Annotated in this window: 17 protein-coding genes; 9 read left to right on the plus strand and 8 right to left on the minus strand. The window is 38.5% G+C overall.

Features of this window, described 5'->3' with window-relative positions; translation table 11 throughout:
• Window positions 1-221: 221 nt before the first annotated feature.
• The 4 genes from JQC92_RS11390 to astE all read right to left on the minus strand — a co-directional run bounded on the left by JQC92_RS11390 (window position 222) and on the right by astE (window position 5,131).
• On the minus strand, window positions 222-1,757 hold the full coding sequence (locus JQC92_RS11390; protein WP_204999769.1) for a dihydrolipoyllysine-residue acetyltransferase: 1,536 nt from the start codon (window positions 1,755-1,757) through the stop codon (window positions 222-224).
• Window positions 1,758-1,766: 9 nt separating this feature from the next.
• Window positions 1,767-2,744 (minus strand): alpha-ketoacid dehydrogenase subunit beta, encoded by a 978-nt coding sequence (locus tag JQC92_RS11395; protein WP_204999770.1) that lies wholly within the window; start codon window positions 2,742-2,744, stop codon window positions 1,767-1,769.
• Window positions 2,744-3,925 (minus strand): thiamine pyrophosphate-dependent dehydrogenase E1 component subunit alpha, encoded by a 1,182-nt coding sequence (locus JQC92_RS11400; RefSeq protein WP_204999771.1) that lies wholly within the window; start codon window positions 3,923-3,925, stop codon window positions 2,744-2,746. Before JQC92_RS11400 ends, JQC92_RS11395 begins: the two co-directional genes overlap by 1 nt.
• 171 nt (window positions 3,926-4,096) lie before the next feature.
• Window positions 4,097-5,131, minus strand: coding sequence for a succinylglutamate desuccinylase (gene astE, locus JQC92_RS11405; RefSeq protein WP_204999772.1), 1,035 nt, complete (start codon window positions 5,129-5,131; stop codon window positions 4,097-4,099).
• Between the two features lie 229 nt (window positions 5,132-5,360).
• Here astE and msrA point away from each other — a divergent pair, with 229 nt between their 5' ends.
• Window positions 5,361-5,840: a peptide-methionine (S)-S-oxide reductase MsrA gene (gene msrA / locus JQC92_RS11410; protein WP_204999773.1), complete on the plus strand. Its 480-nt coding sequence runs from the start codon at window positions 5,361-5,363 to the stop codon at window positions 5,838-5,840.
• Here msrA and JQC92_RS11415 read toward each other — a convergent pair.
• From JQC92_RS11415 to seqA, 3 genes are all read right to left on the minus strand, one after another.
• Window positions 5,830-7,821, minus strand: coding sequence for a hypothetical protein (locus JQC92_RS11415; RefSeq protein WP_204999774.1), 1,992 nt, complete (start codon window positions 7,819-7,821; stop codon window positions 5,830-5,832). The genes msrA and JQC92_RS11415 overlap by 11 nt on opposite strands.
• A 369-nt stretch (window positions 7,822-8,190) precedes the next feature.
• Window positions 8,191-9,828 (minus strand): phosphoglucomutase (alpha-D-glucose-1,6-bisphosphate-dependent), encoded by a 1,638-nt coding sequence (pgm, locus tag JQC92_RS11420; RefSeq protein WP_204999775.1) that lies wholly within the window; start codon window positions 9,826-9,828, stop codon window positions 8,191-8,193.
• A 15-nt stretch (window positions 9,829-9,843) separates the two neighbouring features.
• On the minus strand, window positions 9,844-10,398 hold the full coding sequence (gene seqA / locus JQC92_RS11425; protein ID WP_204999776.1) for a replication initiation negative regulator SeqA: 555 nt from the start codon (window positions 10,396-10,398) through the stop codon (window positions 9,844-9,846).
• A gap of 231 nt (window positions 10,399-10,629) precedes the next feature.
• On the opposite strand from seqA, the gene JQC92_RS11430 reads away from it, so the two are divergent.
• The 6 genes from JQC92_RS11430 to efp all read left to right on the plus strand — a co-directional run bounded on the left by JQC92_RS11430 (window position 10,630) and on the right by efp (window position 14,640).
• Window positions 10,630-11,403 carry an alpha/beta fold hydrolase gene (locus JQC92_RS11430; RefSeq protein ID WP_204999777.1) on the plus strand — a complete coding sequence of 258 codons (774 nt, stop codon included), beginning with the start codon at window positions 10,630-10,632 and terminating at the stop codon, window positions 11,401-11,403.
• A 151-nt stretch (window positions 11,404-11,554) separates the two neighbouring features.
• Window positions 11,555-11,776, plus strand: a complete 222-nt coding sequence (locus JQC92_RS11435; protein WP_129946936.1) for a DUF2788 domain-containing protein — start codon at window positions 11,555-11,557, stop codon at window positions 11,774-11,776.
• Between the two features lie 2 nt (window positions 11,777-11,778).
• The gene (gene ybfE, locus JQC92_RS11440) at window positions 11,779-12,051 is read left to right on the plus strand and encodes a LexA regulated protein (RefSeq protein ID WP_129946937.1); all 273 of its coding nucleotides are present in this window, start codon (window positions 11,779-11,781) and stop codon (window positions 12,049-12,051) included.
• 66 nt (window positions 12,052-12,117) lie between these two features.
• Window positions 12,118-12,642 (plus strand): flavodoxin FldA, encoded by a 525-nt coding sequence (gene fldA, locus JQC92_RS11445; protein WP_204999778.1) that lies wholly within the window; start codon window positions 12,118-12,120, stop codon window positions 12,640-12,642.
• A 57-nt stretch (window positions 12,643-12,699) separates the two neighbouring features.
• Entirely contained in the window at window positions 12,700-13,881 is a 1,182-nt protein-coding gene (earP, locus tag JQC92_RS11450) for an elongation factor P maturation arginine rhamnosyltransferase EarP (RefSeq protein WP_204999779.1), read from the plus strand.
• Window positions 13,882-14,079: 198 nt separating this feature from the next.
• Complete coding sequence (gene efp, locus JQC92_RS11455) at window positions 14,080-14,640, plus strand: elongation factor P (RefSeq protein WP_129946940.1); 561 nt, start codon at window positions 14,080-14,082, stop codon at window positions 14,638-14,640.
• An 88-nt stretch (window positions 14,641-14,728) separates the two neighbouring features.
• On the opposite strand, the gene cysB is transcribed toward efp, so the two are convergent.
• On the minus strand, window positions 14,729-15,703 hold the full coding sequence (gene cysB, locus JQC92_RS11460) for an HTH-type transcriptional regulator CysB (RefSeq protein ID WP_204999780.1): 975 nt from the start codon (window positions 15,701-15,703) through the stop codon (window positions 14,729-14,731).
• A 373-nt stretch (window positions 15,704-16,076) separates the two neighbouring features.
• Between cysB and JQC92_RS11465 the strand changes: the two genes are divergently transcribed.
• Window positions 16,077-16,856, plus strand: coding sequence for a hypothetical protein (locus JQC92_RS11465; protein WP_204999781.1), 780 nt, complete (start codon window positions 16,077-16,079; stop codon window positions 16,854-16,856).
• Window positions 16,857-17,260: 404 nt separating this feature from the next.
• Window positions 17,261-18,748: a PhoPQ-activated protein PqaA family protein gene (locus JQC92_RS11470; RefSeq protein WP_204999782.1), complete on the plus strand. Its 1,488-nt coding sequence runs from the start codon at window positions 17,261-17,263 to the stop codon at window positions 18,746-18,748.
• Window positions 18,749-18,880 lie beyond the last annotated feature (132 nt).

Genomic DNA, 18,880 nt, shown 5'->3' on the forward strand with positions numbered 1-18,880 from the left:
TGGCTGCGTGTGCCTGGAACTTGAGAAAGTGGTTAGCCATTTTCTTTTTGCTCGAAAAAGATGGTGAGTTTTGGCTGTTTTGTAGTGAAATTGATGCAAAATCTAAGAAATCTTGCTTTTGGGATACGGCTCTGAATTTTGCGTAAATCAGATGCCGTACATTTTAACTCTTGAAATGGATTTTTTCAGAACCGACTAATTAGTATGAACAGTGTTCTAGCTTAACGCATTGCCAACAACATATCTTGTGGATGCTCTAAATACTGTTTCCATAAATTACAGAAACGAGCAATGGTTCCACCATCAATCACTCGGTGATCACCAGACCAACTCACTTGCATGATGTTACGTGCTTCAACTTCACCCTTGGAATTGAAACGTGGCAGTTTTTGCACTCGACCTAAAGCTACAATCGCCACTTCTGGCTTATTGATAATAGGCGTAGCAACTGTTCCACCCAACGCACCAATATTTGAAATCGAAATTGTGCCTTGTTTCAAGTCGCTTGGAGAAACACGACCATCACGTGCTGCTTTCGTTAATCGAGTAATGTCAGCCGCTACTTCAAGAATACTCTTATTTTGAACACCTTTCACATTTGGCACTAACAGACCCACTTTTGAATCTACCGCCATACCAATATTGTGATTAGCTAGATAAGTCAATTCTGTACAATCGTCATTCACACGACTGTTCACAATTGGGTACTCATTAATGGCCAATGACAATGCTTTCATAAAGAATGGCATCATGGTTAGCTTTAATTCGTCGCTAGAATACTTTTCTTTCATATCCTTACGCATTGCCATCAAATCAGTAACGTCAATCTCTTCACAGTAAGTAAAGTGAGGAATCGTCGATACCGACTCTTGCATCATCTTCGCCATTACCGCTTTTACGCCACGAATTGGCTCAACACGGTCACCTGCTTCAACAGCTGTATTTTCAACCACAACAGGCATAGATGGTTCAGGTGTTGTTGTCACTAATGACTTTGAACTGCTGCCTTGCATGTAGGCATCAATGTCGTGTTTATATACACGGCCATTTTTACCACTGCCTGGCACTTTACTGATATCAATGTCATGCATTCTCGCCATACGACGAACGGCAGGGCTTGCAATCGCTTTACCTTGACGCACAGGCTCATGGTTTTGTTCTACGACTGGCTCTGCATCAATCACGACTGCTTGTGTTGTCACTCTGCCAGCCTCGCTTTCTACTTCAATCGCAAACAAAGGCTTATGAACAATCGCTATCTCGCCTTTAGCGTAATAAAGCTTGGCAATTCTACCGTGTTTCATTGCTGGAATTTGCACTAACGCTTTGTCGGTCATGACATCAGCGATAGGCTGGTCTTCAACAACCTCATCGCCTTCTGCAACGAGCCAATCAACCAGTTCACACTCAACGATACCTTCACCAATATCAGGCAATAAGAAGTCTTCAATTTGAGTGCCTGCGGTAACTGTTTGAGTTTCTACCACTACTTTTTCAGTAACAGCAGGCTCACCTTCACCCTCCACTTCAACGGCGTAAAGCGGTTGATGTACGATCGCAATTTCACCTTTTGCGTAATACAGCTTGGTGATCTTACCAGCATTCGGCGCAGGAATTTGCACCAAAGCCTTGTCTGTCATCACGTCTGCGATAGGTTGGTCTTCAGCAACGATGTCACCTTCAGCAACCAGCCACTCAACCAGCTCACATTCAACTACGCCTTCACCAATGTCCGGCAAAATAAAATCTTTAATCATTGCGGGCTCCTAGAAGTTCATTGAAGCTTTAATCGCTTCGTAGTTTTTAAGTGCATCTGGCATGTATTCTTTTTCATGGATCAGCGGATAAGGCGTATCCAAACCACACACACGAGCGATTGGCGACTCTAAATACAAGAAGCACTCTTCTTGAATTGTCGCAGCGATTTCACCCGCAAAGCCACCCGTTAACGGCGCTTCATGACTGATCAACAAACGGCCAGTTTTCTTAACTGATCCAGCAACCGTATCTGCATCCCACGGAGAAAGGGTTCGTAAATCGATAATCTCACACGAGATACCGTCTTTTTCTGCCATTTCAGCAGCTTGCTCGATGATTTCCATCTGAGCACCCCAAGCAAGTAGCGTAATGTCTGAACCTTGTTTTACCACTTCAGCTTTACCTAACTCGTGCTCGTAATCACCTTCTGGTACATCACCAACAGAAGCACGATATAAGCGCTTTGGCTCAAAGAAGATAATTGGGTTTTTGTCGCGAATTGACGCTAACAATAAACCTTTGGCTTGCTCAGGGTTTCTTGGTACAACCACTTTCAAACCAGGCGTTTGAGTAAAGTATGCCTCTGGAGACTGAGAGTGATAATGACCACCAGCAATACCACCACCATAAGGTGTACGGTAGGTTAAACCGCCAACATTGAATTCATTACCACTACGGTATCGGAACTTAGCTGACTCATTCACGATTTGGTCAAATGCTGGGAAGATATAATCAGCAAACTGAATTTCAGCGACTGGAGTATGGCCATTTGCAGCCAGACCATTAGCAAAACCCGCAATACCTTGCTCAACAAGCGGAGTATTGAAACAACGATCTGGGCCAAACTTTTCTTTTAAACCAGAAGTTGCACGGAAAACACCACCAAAATGGCCAACGTCTTCACCGAAAACTAACATCTTATCGTCAGATTCCATCGCAATAGACAGAGCATCATTGATGGCTTGTAGCATGTTCATATGTGCCATTATTTGATTCTCCCTGCTGTTTTCGGATACGATTCTGGATACTTTTTAATGTGCGCTTTAAGATCAGCCATTTGCTTTTTAAGAATTGGCGTTGGCTCATCATAAACATCATTAAACAGTTCTTCGAGCTCAGGTGCTGCGACTTTTTCAGACACTTTAACTTGAGCTAGAACTTCTTCACGATATTTAGTATAAAGTGCTTGGTCTTCTTCTTCGGTTAACCATCCTTGAGCGAGCATCCATGTTTTGAAACGCGCTACAGGATCTTGTTCACGCCATTCATTTTCTTCTTCTTTTGAACGATAGCCTGAAGGATCATCGGATGAAGAATGCGCACCAACACGGTAAGTCATTGCTTCAAGTAATACTGGAACACTGTTTTCAATCGCAAATTCACGTGCTGCTTGTGTAGCTAGTAGCACTGCAAGCATGTCATTGCCGTCGAAACGAATCGTGTGCATGCCATAACCAACACCACGACTTGCAATACCATTACCTTTAAACTGCTCTTCTGCAGGTGTAGAAATAGCATAACCATTGTTACGACAGAAGAAGAGTGTCGGAGACTTTAACGTCGCTGCCATGTTAAGGCCTGCATGGAAATCACCTTCTGATGCAGCGCCTTCACCGAAATAACAAATCGCCACGTTTTTATGGCCATTCATTTTCATGCTATAGCCAACACCTGTTGCTTGAGGAATTTGCGTCCCAAGCGGTGAAGAAACCGTATGATAGTTCAACTCAGAGCTACCATAGTGAATTGGCATTTGACGACCTTTACCTAGGTCTTTTTCATTACTGAACATTTGATCCATGAACTGCTCAGTAGTAAAACCACGAAAGCGTAGTGCTGCGTGTTCACGATATTGAGCAAGAATAACGTCTTGCGAATCTAACGCCGCTGCACTTCCGATAATGGCAGCTTCTTCACCAATACACGTCATATAAAAACTAATACGGCCTTGACGTTGAGCGCCTAACATACGCTCGTCAAGGACTTGAGTGAATACGCATGTGTCGTACATGCGCTTAGCCAAAGTTTCATCAATCTTTGGTAAGGTTGCACCTTCAATCACAGTGCCGTCAGCATTGGTAACTCTCAGTTTAGGGATTGTTAATGAATCTCTATCTAGAAAGCTTACGCTGTGCACAATCTGTTCGTTTTGTGTTGCGTTGCTCATAGTGTGCTCTTGTTATGTAGAGAACTTGACGAGAAACCCATCAAGTTCAAAATGTTCTAATACGCAGAGTGAAATTTACGTTAACGTAAAAATACAGGCAACTTTTCAGCCCCCTTGCCCACCAAGTAATGGTTTAAGCTGATGTATTGTTTGGTTTACAAACCTATTTTGCTACTTAACATTAAGGCTCTCTGGCTTGATCAACATTAGTACGGCTCGGTTACCGACAGGGATATTTGTAATCGGGAAAACAATGGCTTCTTCATCATGTTCGATCTTAATTTCATCACCGTTTTCTTTTGCCAGAACGTAGCCTTTTGGGAAAGATCGAAAATTTTCCACATCATTTGCAAAGGTAAACTCGAAATCTTCATAGTTCTTATTAATCACACGACAAACTTGATATAAATTCAATTTATCTTCATTAAAAGCATCAAGCTCAAGTTCACGACCAGTAATTAAACGTGAAAGCATTTCATGGGTTGCGATAAAACGAGTCATATCGTTTTGACCAAACGGTCTAACTTTGCCCAGCTCAACGGTAAATGCATCTGCCCCATAGTTGCTTGATGAGAAGTAACTGAACGTCGTAGTTGGTTCGTGATGAAATAGCATGGTATCGACACCACAAGCAGCCAGAAACATGATTTGCTCGGCACTATAAGCTTTATCATCACGGTAAGGATAAATAGCAAACTTTTCATGCTTAGATGCACGAATTGCAGTGTGTAAATCGTAATGAATACGATGACGACCATCAGCTTGTGAAGTATAAAAACGATCAACATACTCTTCTAAACGTTTTGCACGAATTCGCTCTTGATTAACTAAACCTTTACCACTTGAGTGAGCACCATTGAATAATCGATTCATATTTTCTTCGACAAAACGGGTGCCATTATGAATCGAGTCAGGGTTACCGATCAGGAACATTGTTCTGTGATGAACTTCAATGCTTTCTTCAAGCAGTTCTTTAATTAATCGGTTACAAATTTCAATTGGTGCAGTCTCATTACCGTGAACCGCTGAAGATAGAACAATATCTTTGCTACCCGCTTTTTGGGGTTCAAATACAATCACTCCGGTATCCCATACATGAACTTGGGTTTGATTATTTAAAGTGAATGAAAATGTTTCAGAAATCGATTTGGGATTGGCAAGAGTCAAAGCTAGAAAGTCTTTGGATTCCATTAACGTATGCTGCACGTAGGGCTCCTTTATTTTTTAGATACATTTAACACATCTAAAAATATTGATGTGATTCAGTTCTCATTTTTGAATGTTGCAAATTCTATCATATTTCAGTTGTAGTAGCTTACTAACAACTCGTCTTAGCAAATACTCAAAAAATTAACAAAAAATGCTTGCGTTAAAAAAGCCCATATAGCAATATAGACGTCCAGATGGTTTTACGTTTAGATAGTTTGAGGTTTATATGGCTGTAGCGACTTTTGGAGCCGGGTGCTTTTGGGGTGTAGAGTATTTTTTTAGGCAAATTGAAGGTGTCATAAACGCTACGAGTGGTTATATGGGTGGAAGCTCAAATCAAACAACCTATGAAGAAGTAAAACTCGGTGAGACAGGTCACGCTGAAGTCGTTCAAGTAGAGTATGATGAGTCCATCGTTTCATATGATGATTTACTTGCCATCTTTTGGGCTAATCACAATCCAACGACTCTAAATCAACAAGGCGATGATTTCGGTCATCAGTATCGAAGTGTGATTTTTTTCTACGATCAATTTCAAAAAGAATCCGCTGCAGCATCTCTTCATGAGTTAGCCAAGAGTGCTAAATGGGGTAATCGTCAAATCGTTACTGAAATTGTTCCGGCCCAAGAGTTTTTTCCTGCTGAAGAATTTCATCAAAATTATATTCAAAAAAATGACCTACCGAGCTGCCATATCAGTTTTTAACACCTTTGGCGGAAGCTATTTTAGGGGTTTTCGCCGTCTCTAAAGCCTTTTTATTCACTAGGGTCGCACGAATTTCTTTTTCTTTTTGGATAATCGACTCTCTTCTTGTAGGGAACAACATCAATAAAGACTGTCTAATAAGTGGTTTCATCTGAATTAATAACTCAGCAAATTCATGATCATTAATTGCTTCTGTCGCTATAAAAGCAGAATTTGGTGCTGCCCCTAATAAAAATATTAATCTATCAGATTGCTTTCCAATGGCCTCAACAAAATCGCAAGTAATATACCTTCCCACATCAGAAATAAATTCTTTTCTCTCATTCAGCCCAAGCAATTCAAATAATTTTGTTTTGTTACTGTCATTTGAACTTTCATAAAGAACAAAAAATAGAGCATGGCACTGATTCCAAATGTCACTCACCACTTCAATTGATAATTCATTATCTAGCTCTGAAGTAATGCATTCTTTAATGCCACTGTCGCTTCTAAAAATTGATGAAATATTTGATAAGCAAATCGCAAATACTCGCTTGCCTTCTCCGTTGAGCTTAAAAAGCTCAGTTTTAAAAATATTTTCCAGTAAACGTTGTTTTTCACGATCAAGTCCCATGCATAGTTTTTTGCAGAGAAGTGGTGAAAACTTTGTCATACTAGTAAAGTATTCAGGCTTTTCTTTTACCAAAACAAACAACAGCCTCGAAGCTATTTTCTCACCAAAAAGATCATCGACTCTTTTAATGAGTCTGATCTTGCTGCCCACTTTCAAAGAATCCATTAATGAACTCAGAAATTCAACTTCTTCATGGGTGTATCCACTGGAATCTTGAGCATTCGATTCGACTTCAAACAGTACCTCAGTTAATCTTGATTTATGCAGTTCATCTATTGAGTAAGCTTTGTTTTTCAACAAATAATTTAAGCAATAAACCAAAAATTCCAACTGTTTACTTGGTGTTACTTGTTTATATAAATCAAGGTAATGATTCAAAATATAATTTTTCAAATTTTGACCTGCATTTTGTAAAAAATGCTCTACTTTTTCTCCTTCGGTAATACGCTTAACTATCACTTCCCATGCTACTGAATTATCAAGATTACAACTCTCACAGTCCTCATAGAGTAACTTCAGTGGAATACTATTGAGATAAACTTTTTGTTCCATCTGTGTAAGGCTTTGGGCAACATGTCTTTTAAGAGCTTGAGAATCACACTTCATCAACTTTAGCTTTAGCAAGCTGCGTTTACTCAAGTTCATTTCATCAGATACAACTTCTTCATCAAAGTTTTCTAAGCAAATCAATTTTAATAAGTTTTCTACTTTTTCAGCAACATGCGCATTACGTTGACCAGTTCTATGATTCGCTAACAATTCAAACAATAAAATCACTTTATTCCATTCATGCTCAGTGACTGATTCATATTCGTTTAATACAAGGGAAGTTAATGTCTCTTGTGGTAACAAAGGGATTAATTTTGCAAACTCTTGATGGCCTAATTTAAGAAATAAATTTAATGATGGCGATCGTGATGAAAAGATAAGATTTGAATATACTGAAGTTTTAGCAAGATCATTATTAACGAGAATAGTGACTACTTCTAACCATTTTTTCTCTTGTAATTCTTCCGATAATCTATCCAAAACCTCAGAGGCTCTGTAGTCGCTCATTTGTAATAATAACGAAGCTATTAGTGCTGGTTGAGAACTTTTAATGTTACTTGCGACTATTTCAGGTTTGATTTCTGATTCTATCATCATAAAACATAACAATTTTGCTATCGGATTATCATTTACATGAATCTGATACTGAGTCCGCCAAAAACCTGATACTTTTAAAATCGAAATATCTGAGAAGTCGGCAAGCTTTTCATGTGGATCGTTGGCGTATGAACCTTGGCTAACTGAATATAAACCGCCCAAAAATACAATAAATAGTTGATGATGAGTTCTTTCAGGATGTGGTACAGAAAGCTCATACACCTTAAGCTCATCACGAGCTTCTGGGCAAAACTCCCAAGGTTGCAATGTGGTAATGTTTCGATAAGAATCACTCGCTCTCAGATCTTGAAGCTCGGCCTCAGAGAATTGCGGAATCTTTGGTAAAAAATGATTTTGGACAGCCATGCGATGATATAAAGTAACCTTAATGCTTTACTTCATATTTGACTTTATTCCAAAAGGAATCAACATAGATGAATTTAATTTAATCGTTAAACTAAAATAATTAATCAATATTCTGTCTAAAACAGTAGTATCTCAATTATTGTGTAATAAGAAGGAGAGATTTATTAAATTGTGGGAATATGAATTAAGTATCTCCCTTATTGGGAGATACTTAAAAGAAGCAAACTACTTTAAAGCATCAGCAATAATTTCTTTGGCACCCTCTAAAACGAGAGATAAATGCTCTTCCGATATAAAGCTCTCAGCATAAATCTTAAATAAAGCCTCAGTACCAGACGGTCTCGCTGCGAACCAAGCATTTTCAGTAACGATTTTAACACCGCCTATTGCAGCACCATTACCAGGGGCATTCGTCAATACATCAACAATTTTCTCTCCGGCTAATTCATCCACATTAAAGGACTCATTAGTAAGCTTCGAAAATTTTTGTTTTTTCTTCAAGCTGATTGGACTGTCGACACGTTGGTAATAACTATTACCAAACTCCTGTTCAAGCTCTGCGTATCTTTCTGCTGGAGATTGACCAGTAACGGCGTAAATTTCAGCAGCAAGTAAGCCGAGAATAAAACCATCTTTGTCGGTACACCATGTTGAAGCATCTTTTCTTAAAAATGCTGCACCCGCACTTTCTTCACCACCGAAAGCAATTGAAGAGTCAGCCAAACCATCAACAAACCATTTAAAACCTACAGGAACTTCAATGACTTTACGACCATGTTTTTGACAAATTTTGTCAATCATTGAACTAGAAACGAGTGTTTTGCCAATCGCTAAATTACCACTCCATTCAGGTCGATATTGAAGCAAGTAATCAATGGCTACAGCAAGATAATGATTTGGGTTCATCAAGCCAAAGCTTGGACACACAATACCATGACGATCATAGTCAGGATCATTGCCTATGCAAATATCAAAATTCTCTTTATGCTTCAGTAAACCTGCCATTGCTGATGGCGATGAACAATCCATACGAATTTTGCCATCGTTATCCAGCGTCATGAAACCAAAACTTGGATCGACATTGTCGTTAACCAGAGTTATATCGAGGCCGTATCTGTCAGCAATCGGCTTCCAAAAGTGAATACCTGAACCACCAAGTGGATCGACACCAATTTTCACGTTGGCTTTCTTTATCGCATCAAGGTCAACGACATTGTGTAAATCGTTAACGTATGGAGAAATTAAGTCCTGCCAATCAACTTGACCCAGCTTTGTCGCAATATCGTAGTTAACTTTACGAATGCCTTCCAATTGTTTAGTTAAATAATCGTTGGCACGATTTTGAACCCAGCTAGTAATTTCACCTTCTGCAGGCCCACCATGTGGTGGGTTATATTTAATACCGCCATCTTGTGGTGGATTATGAGAAGGGGTAATAATCAAACCATCAGCACATGCATCATTCACTCTGTTATAAGAAACAATCGCATGTGAAATCACTGGCGTAGGAGTAAAACTCTCATCTCGCTGAGCAATAATATGAACATTATTCGCCGCTAAAACTTCAACAGAAGTTACAAATGCTGCATGCGATAACGCATGAGTATCCATACCCAAATAAAGAGGGCCTGAGATACCGGCTTGATTACGATAATCAACAACCGCCTGTACAATCGCTAAGATATGGTTTTGATTAAAGCTAGATTTTAAAGAGGTGCCTCTATGACCAGAAGTACCAAAACTTACCTGTTGCTCAACATTATTTGAGTCAGGAATACTTCGATAATAATGAGTCATTAACTTCGGTAAGTTAATCAAATCCTTTTGTTGTGCAGGTTGCCCTGCTCTTTCATGTAACGCCACGACTAACCTCTGCGTTTAAATCTTTGCTGACAATTCAGCAGCTAATTCTACTTCACAACCAAGCAAATGAAGCACTTCATTAAGAATGGTCTGTTTCTTAGCGGTATTATTGTTTGTTGTCACCCAATAACCGCTTGTACCAATTTCTTTTGGATTCGCCGATTTACTGGCTTCAAGCAGTGCTTCTTTAGAGGTTGCAAAATACAGACGCCCACGCCCTTGAACTTGCAAGACTTGAGCAAAATTTTCGGGTGTAGACTTATATAAACAACCAAGTACAAACAAAAAACGGCCTACTGCGCCTTTTTGTGATTGAAGGGCTTCATCATTAAATAGATGAGCAAACTCAATCGATTCTGATTTTACTTTTTTCTTTATTTCTTTCGGTTTCTCTTCAGTTCGTTGAGCTTCAAGGCTTGGCTCATGAATAGACTCAGGTTTGCTATTTTCTTTATTTTCAATGACTAACCCCAGTAGACGGCGCAAAATATCGGAAGCACTTTCACCAATTCGTTCTGTTTTACCTGCGATAAAACGATACAGTTCCTCGTCTACTTCAATATATTTCATGAATCTAAATTCCTTTCGATGATTTCAATCTTATCAATATAAGATACCGATTTTATTGTGAGACGTCATCAGTACGATCCCAGTTTGATCATATTTATCACATTTTTTGATTGGCCACTACATTAGAACCTTCTAATTCATTGATTTAAATCACAGCTATTTTCGAGTAAAACTTGTAATAATGAGCCTTCATGAAGCACAATTGTAAAAAAGAATTGTTTACATAAAATTATGAATTATGTTGTTTCAGGACAGGGAGCACCTGTCGTCTTGCTTCATGGGCTATTTGGAAATCTCGATAACCTTAAATCGCTGGGTAATGAATTAGAACAAAAACACCAAGTGATCAGGATCGATTTACCGAATCATGGCCAAAGCTTACACATTAATGACCTGACTTTTGAAGTTATCATTGAGCAACTTATTAAAGTACTAGATAAATGCATCATAGAGCGAGCACACATAGTTGGTCATTCTATGGGCGGAAAAGTTGCTTTAGCTTTTTCATTGAAGCATCCAGAAAAATGTTTAAGTGTTGTGGCAGCGGATATCGCACCCGCCAAGTATACGAGAAGACATGACACTGTATTTCATGCTTTACAAAGTCTCCCTTTAGAAGGCAACTCTGATAGACGAGCAGCGTTACAACATTTAATTGATTCAAATATTGATAATGCAACATCACAATTTTTATTGAAGAACTTACAGCGCACTGAAACCGGGTTTAGCTGGAAAATGAATTTAGATGGTTTATATAACAGTTACAATAATTTAATTGATTGGCCTTATAGCCAACTACAGTACCGAGGCCCTTGTCTATTTTTACGGGGGGGTGATTCTGATTATGTAACCTCAGAACACAGAAATATTATTATTTCTCAGTTTCCAAATGCCTCTGCAAAAACAATACAAGGCACGGGACATTGGTTGCATGCACAAAAGCCAACGGTATTTAACCGAATTGTAAAAGAGTTTATTGAACAGAGTGTCAGTAGCGATTCATAATCTTGAGCTTATATGGTATATTCCCGCCTCATTTAGTTATGAGGCTCAGTTTAACAACTCAAGTTACTGGGAAATGCATTTAGGTAGAGTGGAAACGGCTTATCAAAGCAACTTCACTTGTGACCAGTGAGACAACAAGAGTTCGAGATTTATGTTGAATCAGTACATGGAACAAATTGAGACATTGGGGCTAAACTTCTTTTTTGCAGCGATATTCTTTTTTATCGGCATGGCGATACATGATGTATTAAAAGAGGGCAAAGTACCTAAATTTGGTCGTTATACTGTCTGGCTGGTGTTATTTCTTGGCTGTGCTGGGTTTATTTCAAAAGGGTTAATCCAATTTTTCTGGGAGTCCTCTGGGATTGGTTAACCATGGCAAAAGAACAAGCAGACAGAACAACATTTGACCTTTTTGCAGATGAAAAGCGCCGCGGTAGACCACGAAGCAATCCTCTACCCCGCTCTCAGCAATTAAAAGTCAATAAGAGGAATCAGATCCTCAGAGACAAAGCAAAAGGCCTTAAAAGAGTTGAGCTCAAGGTATCGCAAGAATTGTATGATATTTTGAATGAAAAGGCGTTAGAAGAAAATTTGAGCAGGGCACAGCTGATAGAATCAATGTTAATTGCTCAACTTGAAGATTGAAACAATTTCGGTTGTTCAAAGGTCTAACGTAGGCATAGTTAAAACGTTTTATACAAAGGAAAGAAAATGGCAACAGTAGGTTTATTTTTCGGCAGTGATACAGGTAACACTGAAGCAGTAGCCAAAATGATCCAAAAGAGATTAGGCAAGCAAATGGTCGGTGTAAAAGACATCGCTAAAAGCACCAAAGAAGAAATTGCCGATTTTGATCTTCTGCTATTTGGTATTCCAACTTGGTACTATGGTGAAGCACAATGTGATTGGGATGATTTCTTCCCTGAACTTGAGCAAATCAATTTTGAAGATAAACTTGTCGCTATTTTTGGTTGTGGTGACCAAGAAGATTATGCAGAGTACTTCCTTGATGCTATGGGAATGGTAGGTGATATCGTTTCTGAACGTGGCGGTATTATTGTTGGTCATTGGCCAACAGATGGCTACGATTTTGAAGCATCAAAAGGTATGGCCGACGATAATCACTTTATCGGGTTAGGCATTGATGAAGATCGTCAACCAGAGCTTACCGAAGAACGCGTTGATAAATGGGTTAAACAAATTCACGAAGAAATGTGTTTAGCTGAATTAGCATAACGTTATTTGCAAATTGCATAAAGCGGCCTTGAGCCGCTTTTTTATTAAATACTCTTTATGACAATAAAACATAACCATTGGGATATATTCTGTACCGTCATCGATAATTATGGCGATATTGGCGTTACATGGCGTCTCGCAAAACAGTTAGCTTCTGAATATCAACGCTCCATTAAACTATGGGTTGATGACTTAAACAGTTTTCATCATATTCTTCCAGGCTTAGATCCAACCACTGAACGCCAGAAGTTCAATAATATTGAAGTTATACATTGGAATGATAAAACACCAGCATCGTGGTTAGCTGGCGACACCATCATTGAAGCTTTCGCTTGCGAACTCCCAGATGCAGTTAAAAACAAACTAGAGAAATGTGGTAAGCAAGTACCCGTATGGCTCAACTTAGAGTATTTGTCTGCTGAATCTTGGATTGACGATATTCATGGACTCCCATCACTCCAAAACAATGGCATCAGCAAATCATTTTTTTTTCCAGGTTTCAGTGAAAAAAGTGGTGGGTTAATTTGTGAATCTGATTTATTTAAGCTTCAAGACACATTTCTCTCAACTGTAGACGTAAAAAAACAATTTTTGGCTCCATTTGGTATCCATTATCACGACCAACAAATCATCAGTGTTTTTAGCTATGAATCCCTTGCATTAGAGACAATAGTACAATCATTGGTAACATCAGAAAAGTCCACTATTTTACTCGTTCCGAACAGCCGCAGTGTGCATTCAATCTCTTCGGCTTTAGCAATAGATGAAAAAACACTTATTGTTGGAAAAAGTTACCCGTTTGGTAGCTTAACCTTGGTTATCACTCCTTTTACTGATCAAGAAGGTTTTGATAAATTATTATGGTTATCAGACATTAATATCATTCGTGGCGAGGATTCTTTCCTTCGAGCACAATGGGCTAGAAAGCCTTTTATTTGGCATATATACCCACAGGATGATCAAGCTCATATCAACAAGCTGAATGCTTTTTTGAAGAGATATTGCGAACATTTACCCACAGAGTTAGCAGAAATTCAAAAGCAGGTGAACCTAGATTTTAACCTAGACAAATTTGAAACTATCATTGAATCTTGGTCTTCTTTTAACACAAACCATTCGGCGTTATTAGAACATGCTTATGAATGGCCTAAAACAGCACTTAATGGCTCAGACTTAGCATCTCGACTGGTGGATTTTGTCGAAAACCGAACGGCTAAACAGATCAAATCACAACCTTAGAATAAACTTATTTTAAACCAGCCTATTTGGCCTTTTTGTATAGGCATATTTTTTGTTGCATCAACTTGAAAGGTTTCAACATTCCTTCATCGATGCGCTTCAAACTCTTCCTACACAGATAGCTCTGAGACTGTCATTTTATGCTGGTTTAGCTATAATGTCCGCCAAGAAATAAGAACTTAATAGGAACAAAGATAAATGAAAACCGCTCAGGAAATCCGTATTGGTAATGTCATCATGGTAGACAACCACCCGATGGTTGTTCTTAAAACTGAAACTCACCGTTCAGGTCGTGGTGCAGCAGTAGTTAAAATGAAACTAAAGAACTTACTACAAGGCACTGGTACTGAAACTGCGTTTAAAGCTGAAGATAAGGTTGAAGACATCATCCTAGATCGTCTTGATTGCACCTACTCTTATTTCGCTGATCCAATGTACGTTTTTATGGATGAAGAATATAACCAATACGACGTAGAAGCTGAGAATTTAGGTGAAGCAACACCTTATATTGTTGATGGCATGGAAGAAGTTTGCCAAGTCACGTTCTACGAAGGTAAAGCAATTTCTGTTGAACTGCCAAACACGGTAGTACGTGAAGTGACATACACTGAGCCAGCTGCTCGTGGCGATACTTCGGGTAAAGTGATGAAACCTGCTACGATTACAGGTGGTGCTACAATCACTGTTGCTGAATTCGTTAAGAATGGTGACTTTATTGAAATCGACCCACGTACTGGCGAATTCAAAAAACGCGTATAATTGCTCATACGTTGTATAAAAAAAGGAAGCTAATTAGCTTCCTTTTTTGTTGCTATACCCATGATACTTGAAGATGCATGTTTCAGGACTATCGAACGGGTAAATCTTTACCAGCAAACATATTATCAATAAGTTGTTGGTCACGAAGCGCTACGGCTTTTTCAACCACGTCTCTTGTTAAGTGCGGTGCAAAGTACTCAATAAAGTCATACATATAAGTACGTAAGAAATTGCCTCTTCTGAAACCAATCTTAGTTGTACTACTTTCAAATAGATGGCTTGCATCAATAGATACTAGATCTTTATCTAATTCAGGATCCATTGCCATAGAGGCGATAACACCTACCCCCAAACCTAAACGAACATATGTTTTTAAAACTTCAGCGCTCGTTGCAGTAAATACAACTCTAGGCTCTAATTCTGCTTTATTAAATGCTTTTTCAATAGCACTTGAACGATCAAAACCGAAAACATAAGTGACGAGTGGGTGTTTTGCTAAATCTTCTATCGTTATCCTAGACAGACTCGCTAATGGGTGATCTTTAGGAACAATAATAGAACGATTCCAATAATAACAAGGCAGCATTACTAAATCTGAATACAAATGCATTGCCTCAGTAGCAATGGCAAAATCAGCATTTCCATGAGCCGCTAACTCGCTAATTTGAGTTGGCGTACCTTGGTGCATATGCAAATTGACTTTAGGGTAACGTTTAATAAAGCCTTTAATTATAGTAGGCAGAGCATATCGAGCTTGTGTGTCAGTGGTTGCAATGTTGAGCTCACCTTGATCAGGTAAGGTATATTCCTCTGCAACTTTTTTGATGCCCTCGACTTTACTTAAAATATCATTTGCAATGTTGATCACTTGTTGACCAGCAGGTGTTACATGCGTTAAATGTTTGCCGCTTCGGCCGAAAATTTGTATGCCCAGCTCATCCTCGAGCATTCTAACTTGCTTGCTTATCCCTGGCTGCGATGTATACAGATTCTCTGCTGTGGCAGATACATTCAGATTATGGTTTACCACTTCTGCAATAAATCGTAGTTGCTGCAGCTTCATTTGTACTCCTCTATGTTCAACCGCAAAGAGTTAAATCTTATAAAATGGATATTAACTATAATCAAAGGTTATAGTTAATCCAATAATTGTTTTCTAAAAGTAATAAAGCAGTAAGTTTTCAGTCAACTTTGTTAAAAGTTGCTTGGATTCAATAAATTCTTACTAAAACAATAAAGCGACACTAGCACTGCAAGCTTAAATTGACGTAAAATCAGAAGCGCATAATTTCAGAACATCGTTTTTGAGTCGCCTGCTTATAAGAAAGTAGAATAGTTATTTTTATTTCACGGACTTAGAAAGATTTTGTAAAATTAAATAAGAACGGCCGATAGCATAGCTATATGGACTGTTGTTTAAAAATAATGGAAGAATTATGGTTTTCACGATTGCGCTCATCGTTATTAGTGCTTTATTACTTTTAATTATCGGCATTAACATATATCAACAACACAAAGAAAGAATTGACTCTGAACGCAGATTACAGCTTCAAAAACAGCGATCACTCATTGACGAAACTGAAAGCGTTTTAGACAACGTTGCGCTTTTCCCGTGCTCAAAAGATGTTGTTTTAGTGTTGTATAAAAGACTCGCTGAAGCACTCGAAGTTGCGGTAAGTTTCAGTAATGCTCAACAGCAACAAGATTATCAAAGAAGATTGATTGATTTAAGTAGCCAAATCGAACAATTACAAAACTCGTCCAATAAAGCTGCAAGCATTGATACGGTTCAAATTCCTGATAATGACAAGCAATTGATCATGCTTGTGCAATTACTCAAAAAGCTGAAAGCGATTTTACGTGCTGAACACACCAAAGGAAAAATTGATCCAACGATTTTTACTAACGAAGAAAATCGTATTAACAATATGCAATTACGTATCAATGTTGATGCTATGCTTACTCGGGCAAAATCAGCCAAAAACATGAAGCAATATGGCTCAGCGAAACAATTACTTCATAAAGCACTCTCAACCTTGAATGCCATAAAAATAAAGAATCCAGAAGATCGCTTTGTGTCTAAAAAGCTCGAAGAATCAAAAATATTGCTGGATGAGATTAATGGCCAAAGTGAACAAGAGGAAGTAAAAGCACCATCCAAGAAAAAAGATAATGACGATTTGGATATGTTGTTTCAGCCAAAGAAGAAGTGGTAGCGACTCTTCTCACTGCGATTGTCCAATAAAGGTTATTGGGCAATCTTTTAACTTAGATTTATATACCCATGATACCTGAAGATGCTCGATTTCAGCGAGAATGCACAACTTGTTAATCAAGGCGACAGTGTGCGGCAATAGTGAGCTATTGTTAGCACTGGCAACGAAGAGTAGCAAGCTGTGCAACTCGCACTACGTGGACTTCTCAGCGCCAATTCTTCTTTGTTACATTAGCTCGAAAGAATCCCGATATTCCTTCGCTAATGCGCCTCAAAGAATTGGCGCTGAAAAAGTTCTGAAACATGCATCTTCAAGTATCATGGGTATATCGCCTTTATGAGTCAGTCTAGATTCAGATAAATTGATTACTCTCTGAAAGTCGCAGTCTATCTAAAGGTATCTTTATGAACCAAAGAGGTCTTTATTTTAAATTTTTACTTCCAATTTTTGCTTCAGTTTTAACGATATGCAGCTCCCAAGTTTATGCTGCAACACAAAACTGTAGTAATTCATTTCTTTCCACACACCCTCATAATGTTCTGAACTGTTATATAACAAGTAGTCAAAAGCCCAGCTGGAACTTAGTGTCATCCGATAAAAATAAAGACGAAACCATTTATCACTACGATCTAACCAGCCAATTTTGGCCTCCTCAAGACGTCAGTAACTTTGGTACTGAGTGGCATCATCAACTCGATGTTATCGTGCCTAAACAGATTAAAAATAAACAAAGCTTATTGTTTATTACAGGTGGTAAAAATCGGGATAAAAACGAAAGTTTATTAACTGCACGAACTATTTCCAGTAGTGGAAGTAGTACTATTACTGAAACCCAAGTTGCTGCGGCCGTTTCTGAAGAATTTGGTTCAATAGTCGCAGTACTCAAACAAGTACCAAATCAATTTATTTCGTTTGAAGACGGTGTTCCACGTCAAGAAGATGGAATCATTGCCTACAGTTGGAATCGATTTATGGATGATCCCACCCATGGTAAGTACTGGCCTGCGCATATAGCAATGACAAAAGCAGCAGTAAGTGCAATGAATCTAATTCAATCTGAAGCCGCTCGACAAGGATATATTCAACCGCAACACTTTATTGTTTCAGGTGCAAGCAAACGGGGTTGGATTACATGGTTAACTGCGCTTGCAGATCAACGTGTCAATGCCATTATTCCTATGGTAATTGATATTTTCAATGTAAAGCATAACCTTGAGCATATCTATAAAGCCTATAATGATTGGCCTGATGCTTTTAATGACTTCGTTGAACAAGGTGTAACCAATAGACTCCAAACGCCTGAGTTCACTCAATTAATGAATATTGAAGATCCAGTATCTTATATGAATGTCACAAAGTATCGGAAAAGGTTATCGATTCCGAAACTCATCATTAATGCATCGTCCGATGAGTTCTTTCCACCCGACTCGTTACAACAATACATACGTTTTATCCCGGGTGACAACCTGTTCCATACTGAGGCTAACCAGTCTCACCATATTCAAGGATCACTCAACTTATTTGCATTAATCTCTAATTTCTATCAAATGGTTTTAGATAAAGCTAATTTCCCTAAAGTGTCATGGGAACCTGATTATCAACACCATATTATCAAAATTAAAACTGACTTTATTCCGGTAGGTAGTGTCACTTTGTGGAAAGCGTTTAATCCCCAAAAAAGAGATTTCAGAAAAAAAACTACTGGTGCAAAATATATAGACGCAACGTTTGAAGGTGGACAATGTGATAAACAAACACACTCCTGCGTGTTTACATTGAACCAAGATAGCCTAAAAACGGGATTTACAGCTCGTTATTTAGATTTTACATTTAACGACACTAAAGGACATGCGCTCGACCTTACGTCGCCAGTATTTATAAATCAAAAGTAAGCCATTGGCATAAAAGCATCCTGTATACCCATCAGGATGCTTTAACCTAGAAAACTCAGTTGGGTACGTTTCAAGCGCAGAGTATTCACCCAACAGGTGATAATATTAAATCAGGTTATTAATTTACTTTCA

The sequence above is a fragment of the Parashewanella hymeniacidonis genome (assembly GCF_016900895.1).
GTDB lineage: Bacteria > Pseudomonadota > Gammaproteobacteria > Enterobacterales > Shewanellaceae > Parashewanella > Parashewanella hymeniacidonis.

What these genes read in the sequence shown, in the direction of transcription:
- JQC92_RS11470 (WP_204999782.1), top strand. Translation starts at nt 17,261, where the DNA reads ATGAACCAAAGAGGTCTTTATTTTAAATTTTTACTTCCAATTTTTGCT.
- fldA (WP_204999778.1), top strand. Translation starts at nt 12,118, where the DNA reads ATGGCAACAGTAGGTTTATTTTTCGGCAGTGATACAGGTAACACTGAA.
- JQC92_RS11400 (WP_204999771.1), bottom strand. Translation starts at nt 3,925, where the DNA reads ATGAGCAACGCAACACAAAACGAACAGATTGTGCACAGCGTAAGCTTT.
- msrA (WP_204999773.1), top strand. Translation starts at nt 5,361, where the DNA reads ATGGCTGTAGCGACTTTTGGAGCCGGGTGCTTTTGGGGTGTAGAGTAT.
- JQC92_RS11395 (WP_204999770.1), bottom strand. Translation starts at nt 2,744, where the DNA reads ATGGCACATATGAACATGCTACAAGCCATCAATGATGCTCTGTCTATT.
- JQC92_RS11390 (WP_204999769.1), bottom strand. Translation starts at nt 1,757, where the DNA reads ATGATTAAAGATTTTATTTTGCCGGACATTGGTGAAGGCGTAGTTGAA.
- JQC92_RS11430 (WP_204999777.1), top strand. Translation starts at nt 10,630, where the DNA reads ATGAATTATGTTGTTTCAGGACAGGGAGCACCTGTCGTCTTGCTTCAT.
- cysB (WP_204999780.1), bottom strand. Translation starts at nt 15,703, where the DNA reads ATGAAGCTGCAGCAACTACGATTTATTGCAGAAGTGGTAAACCATAAT.
- seqA (WP_204999776.1), bottom strand. Translation starts at nt 10,398, where the DNA reads ATGAAATATATTGAAGTAGACGAGGAACTGTATCGTTTTATCGCAGGT.
- earP (WP_204999779.1), top strand. Translation starts at nt 12,700, where the DNA reads ATGACAATAAAACATAACCATTGGGATATATTCTGTACCGTCATCGAT.
- JQC92_RS11435 (WP_129946936.1), top strand. Translation starts at nt 11,555, where the DNA reads ATGTTGAATCAGTACATGGAACAAATTGAGACATTGGGGCTAAACTTC.
- ybfE (WP_129946937.1), top strand. Translation starts at nt 11,779, where the DNA reads ATGGCAAAAGAACAAGCAGACAGAACAACATTTGACCTTTTTGCAGAT.
- JQC92_RS11465 (WP_204999781.1), top strand. Translation starts at nt 16,077, where the DNA reads ATGGTTTTCACGATTGCGCTCATCGTTATTAGTGCTTTATTACTTTTA.
- efp (WP_129946940.1), top strand. Translation starts at nt 14,080, where the DNA reads ATGAAAACCGCTCAGGAAATCCGTATTGGTAATGTCATCATGGTAGAC.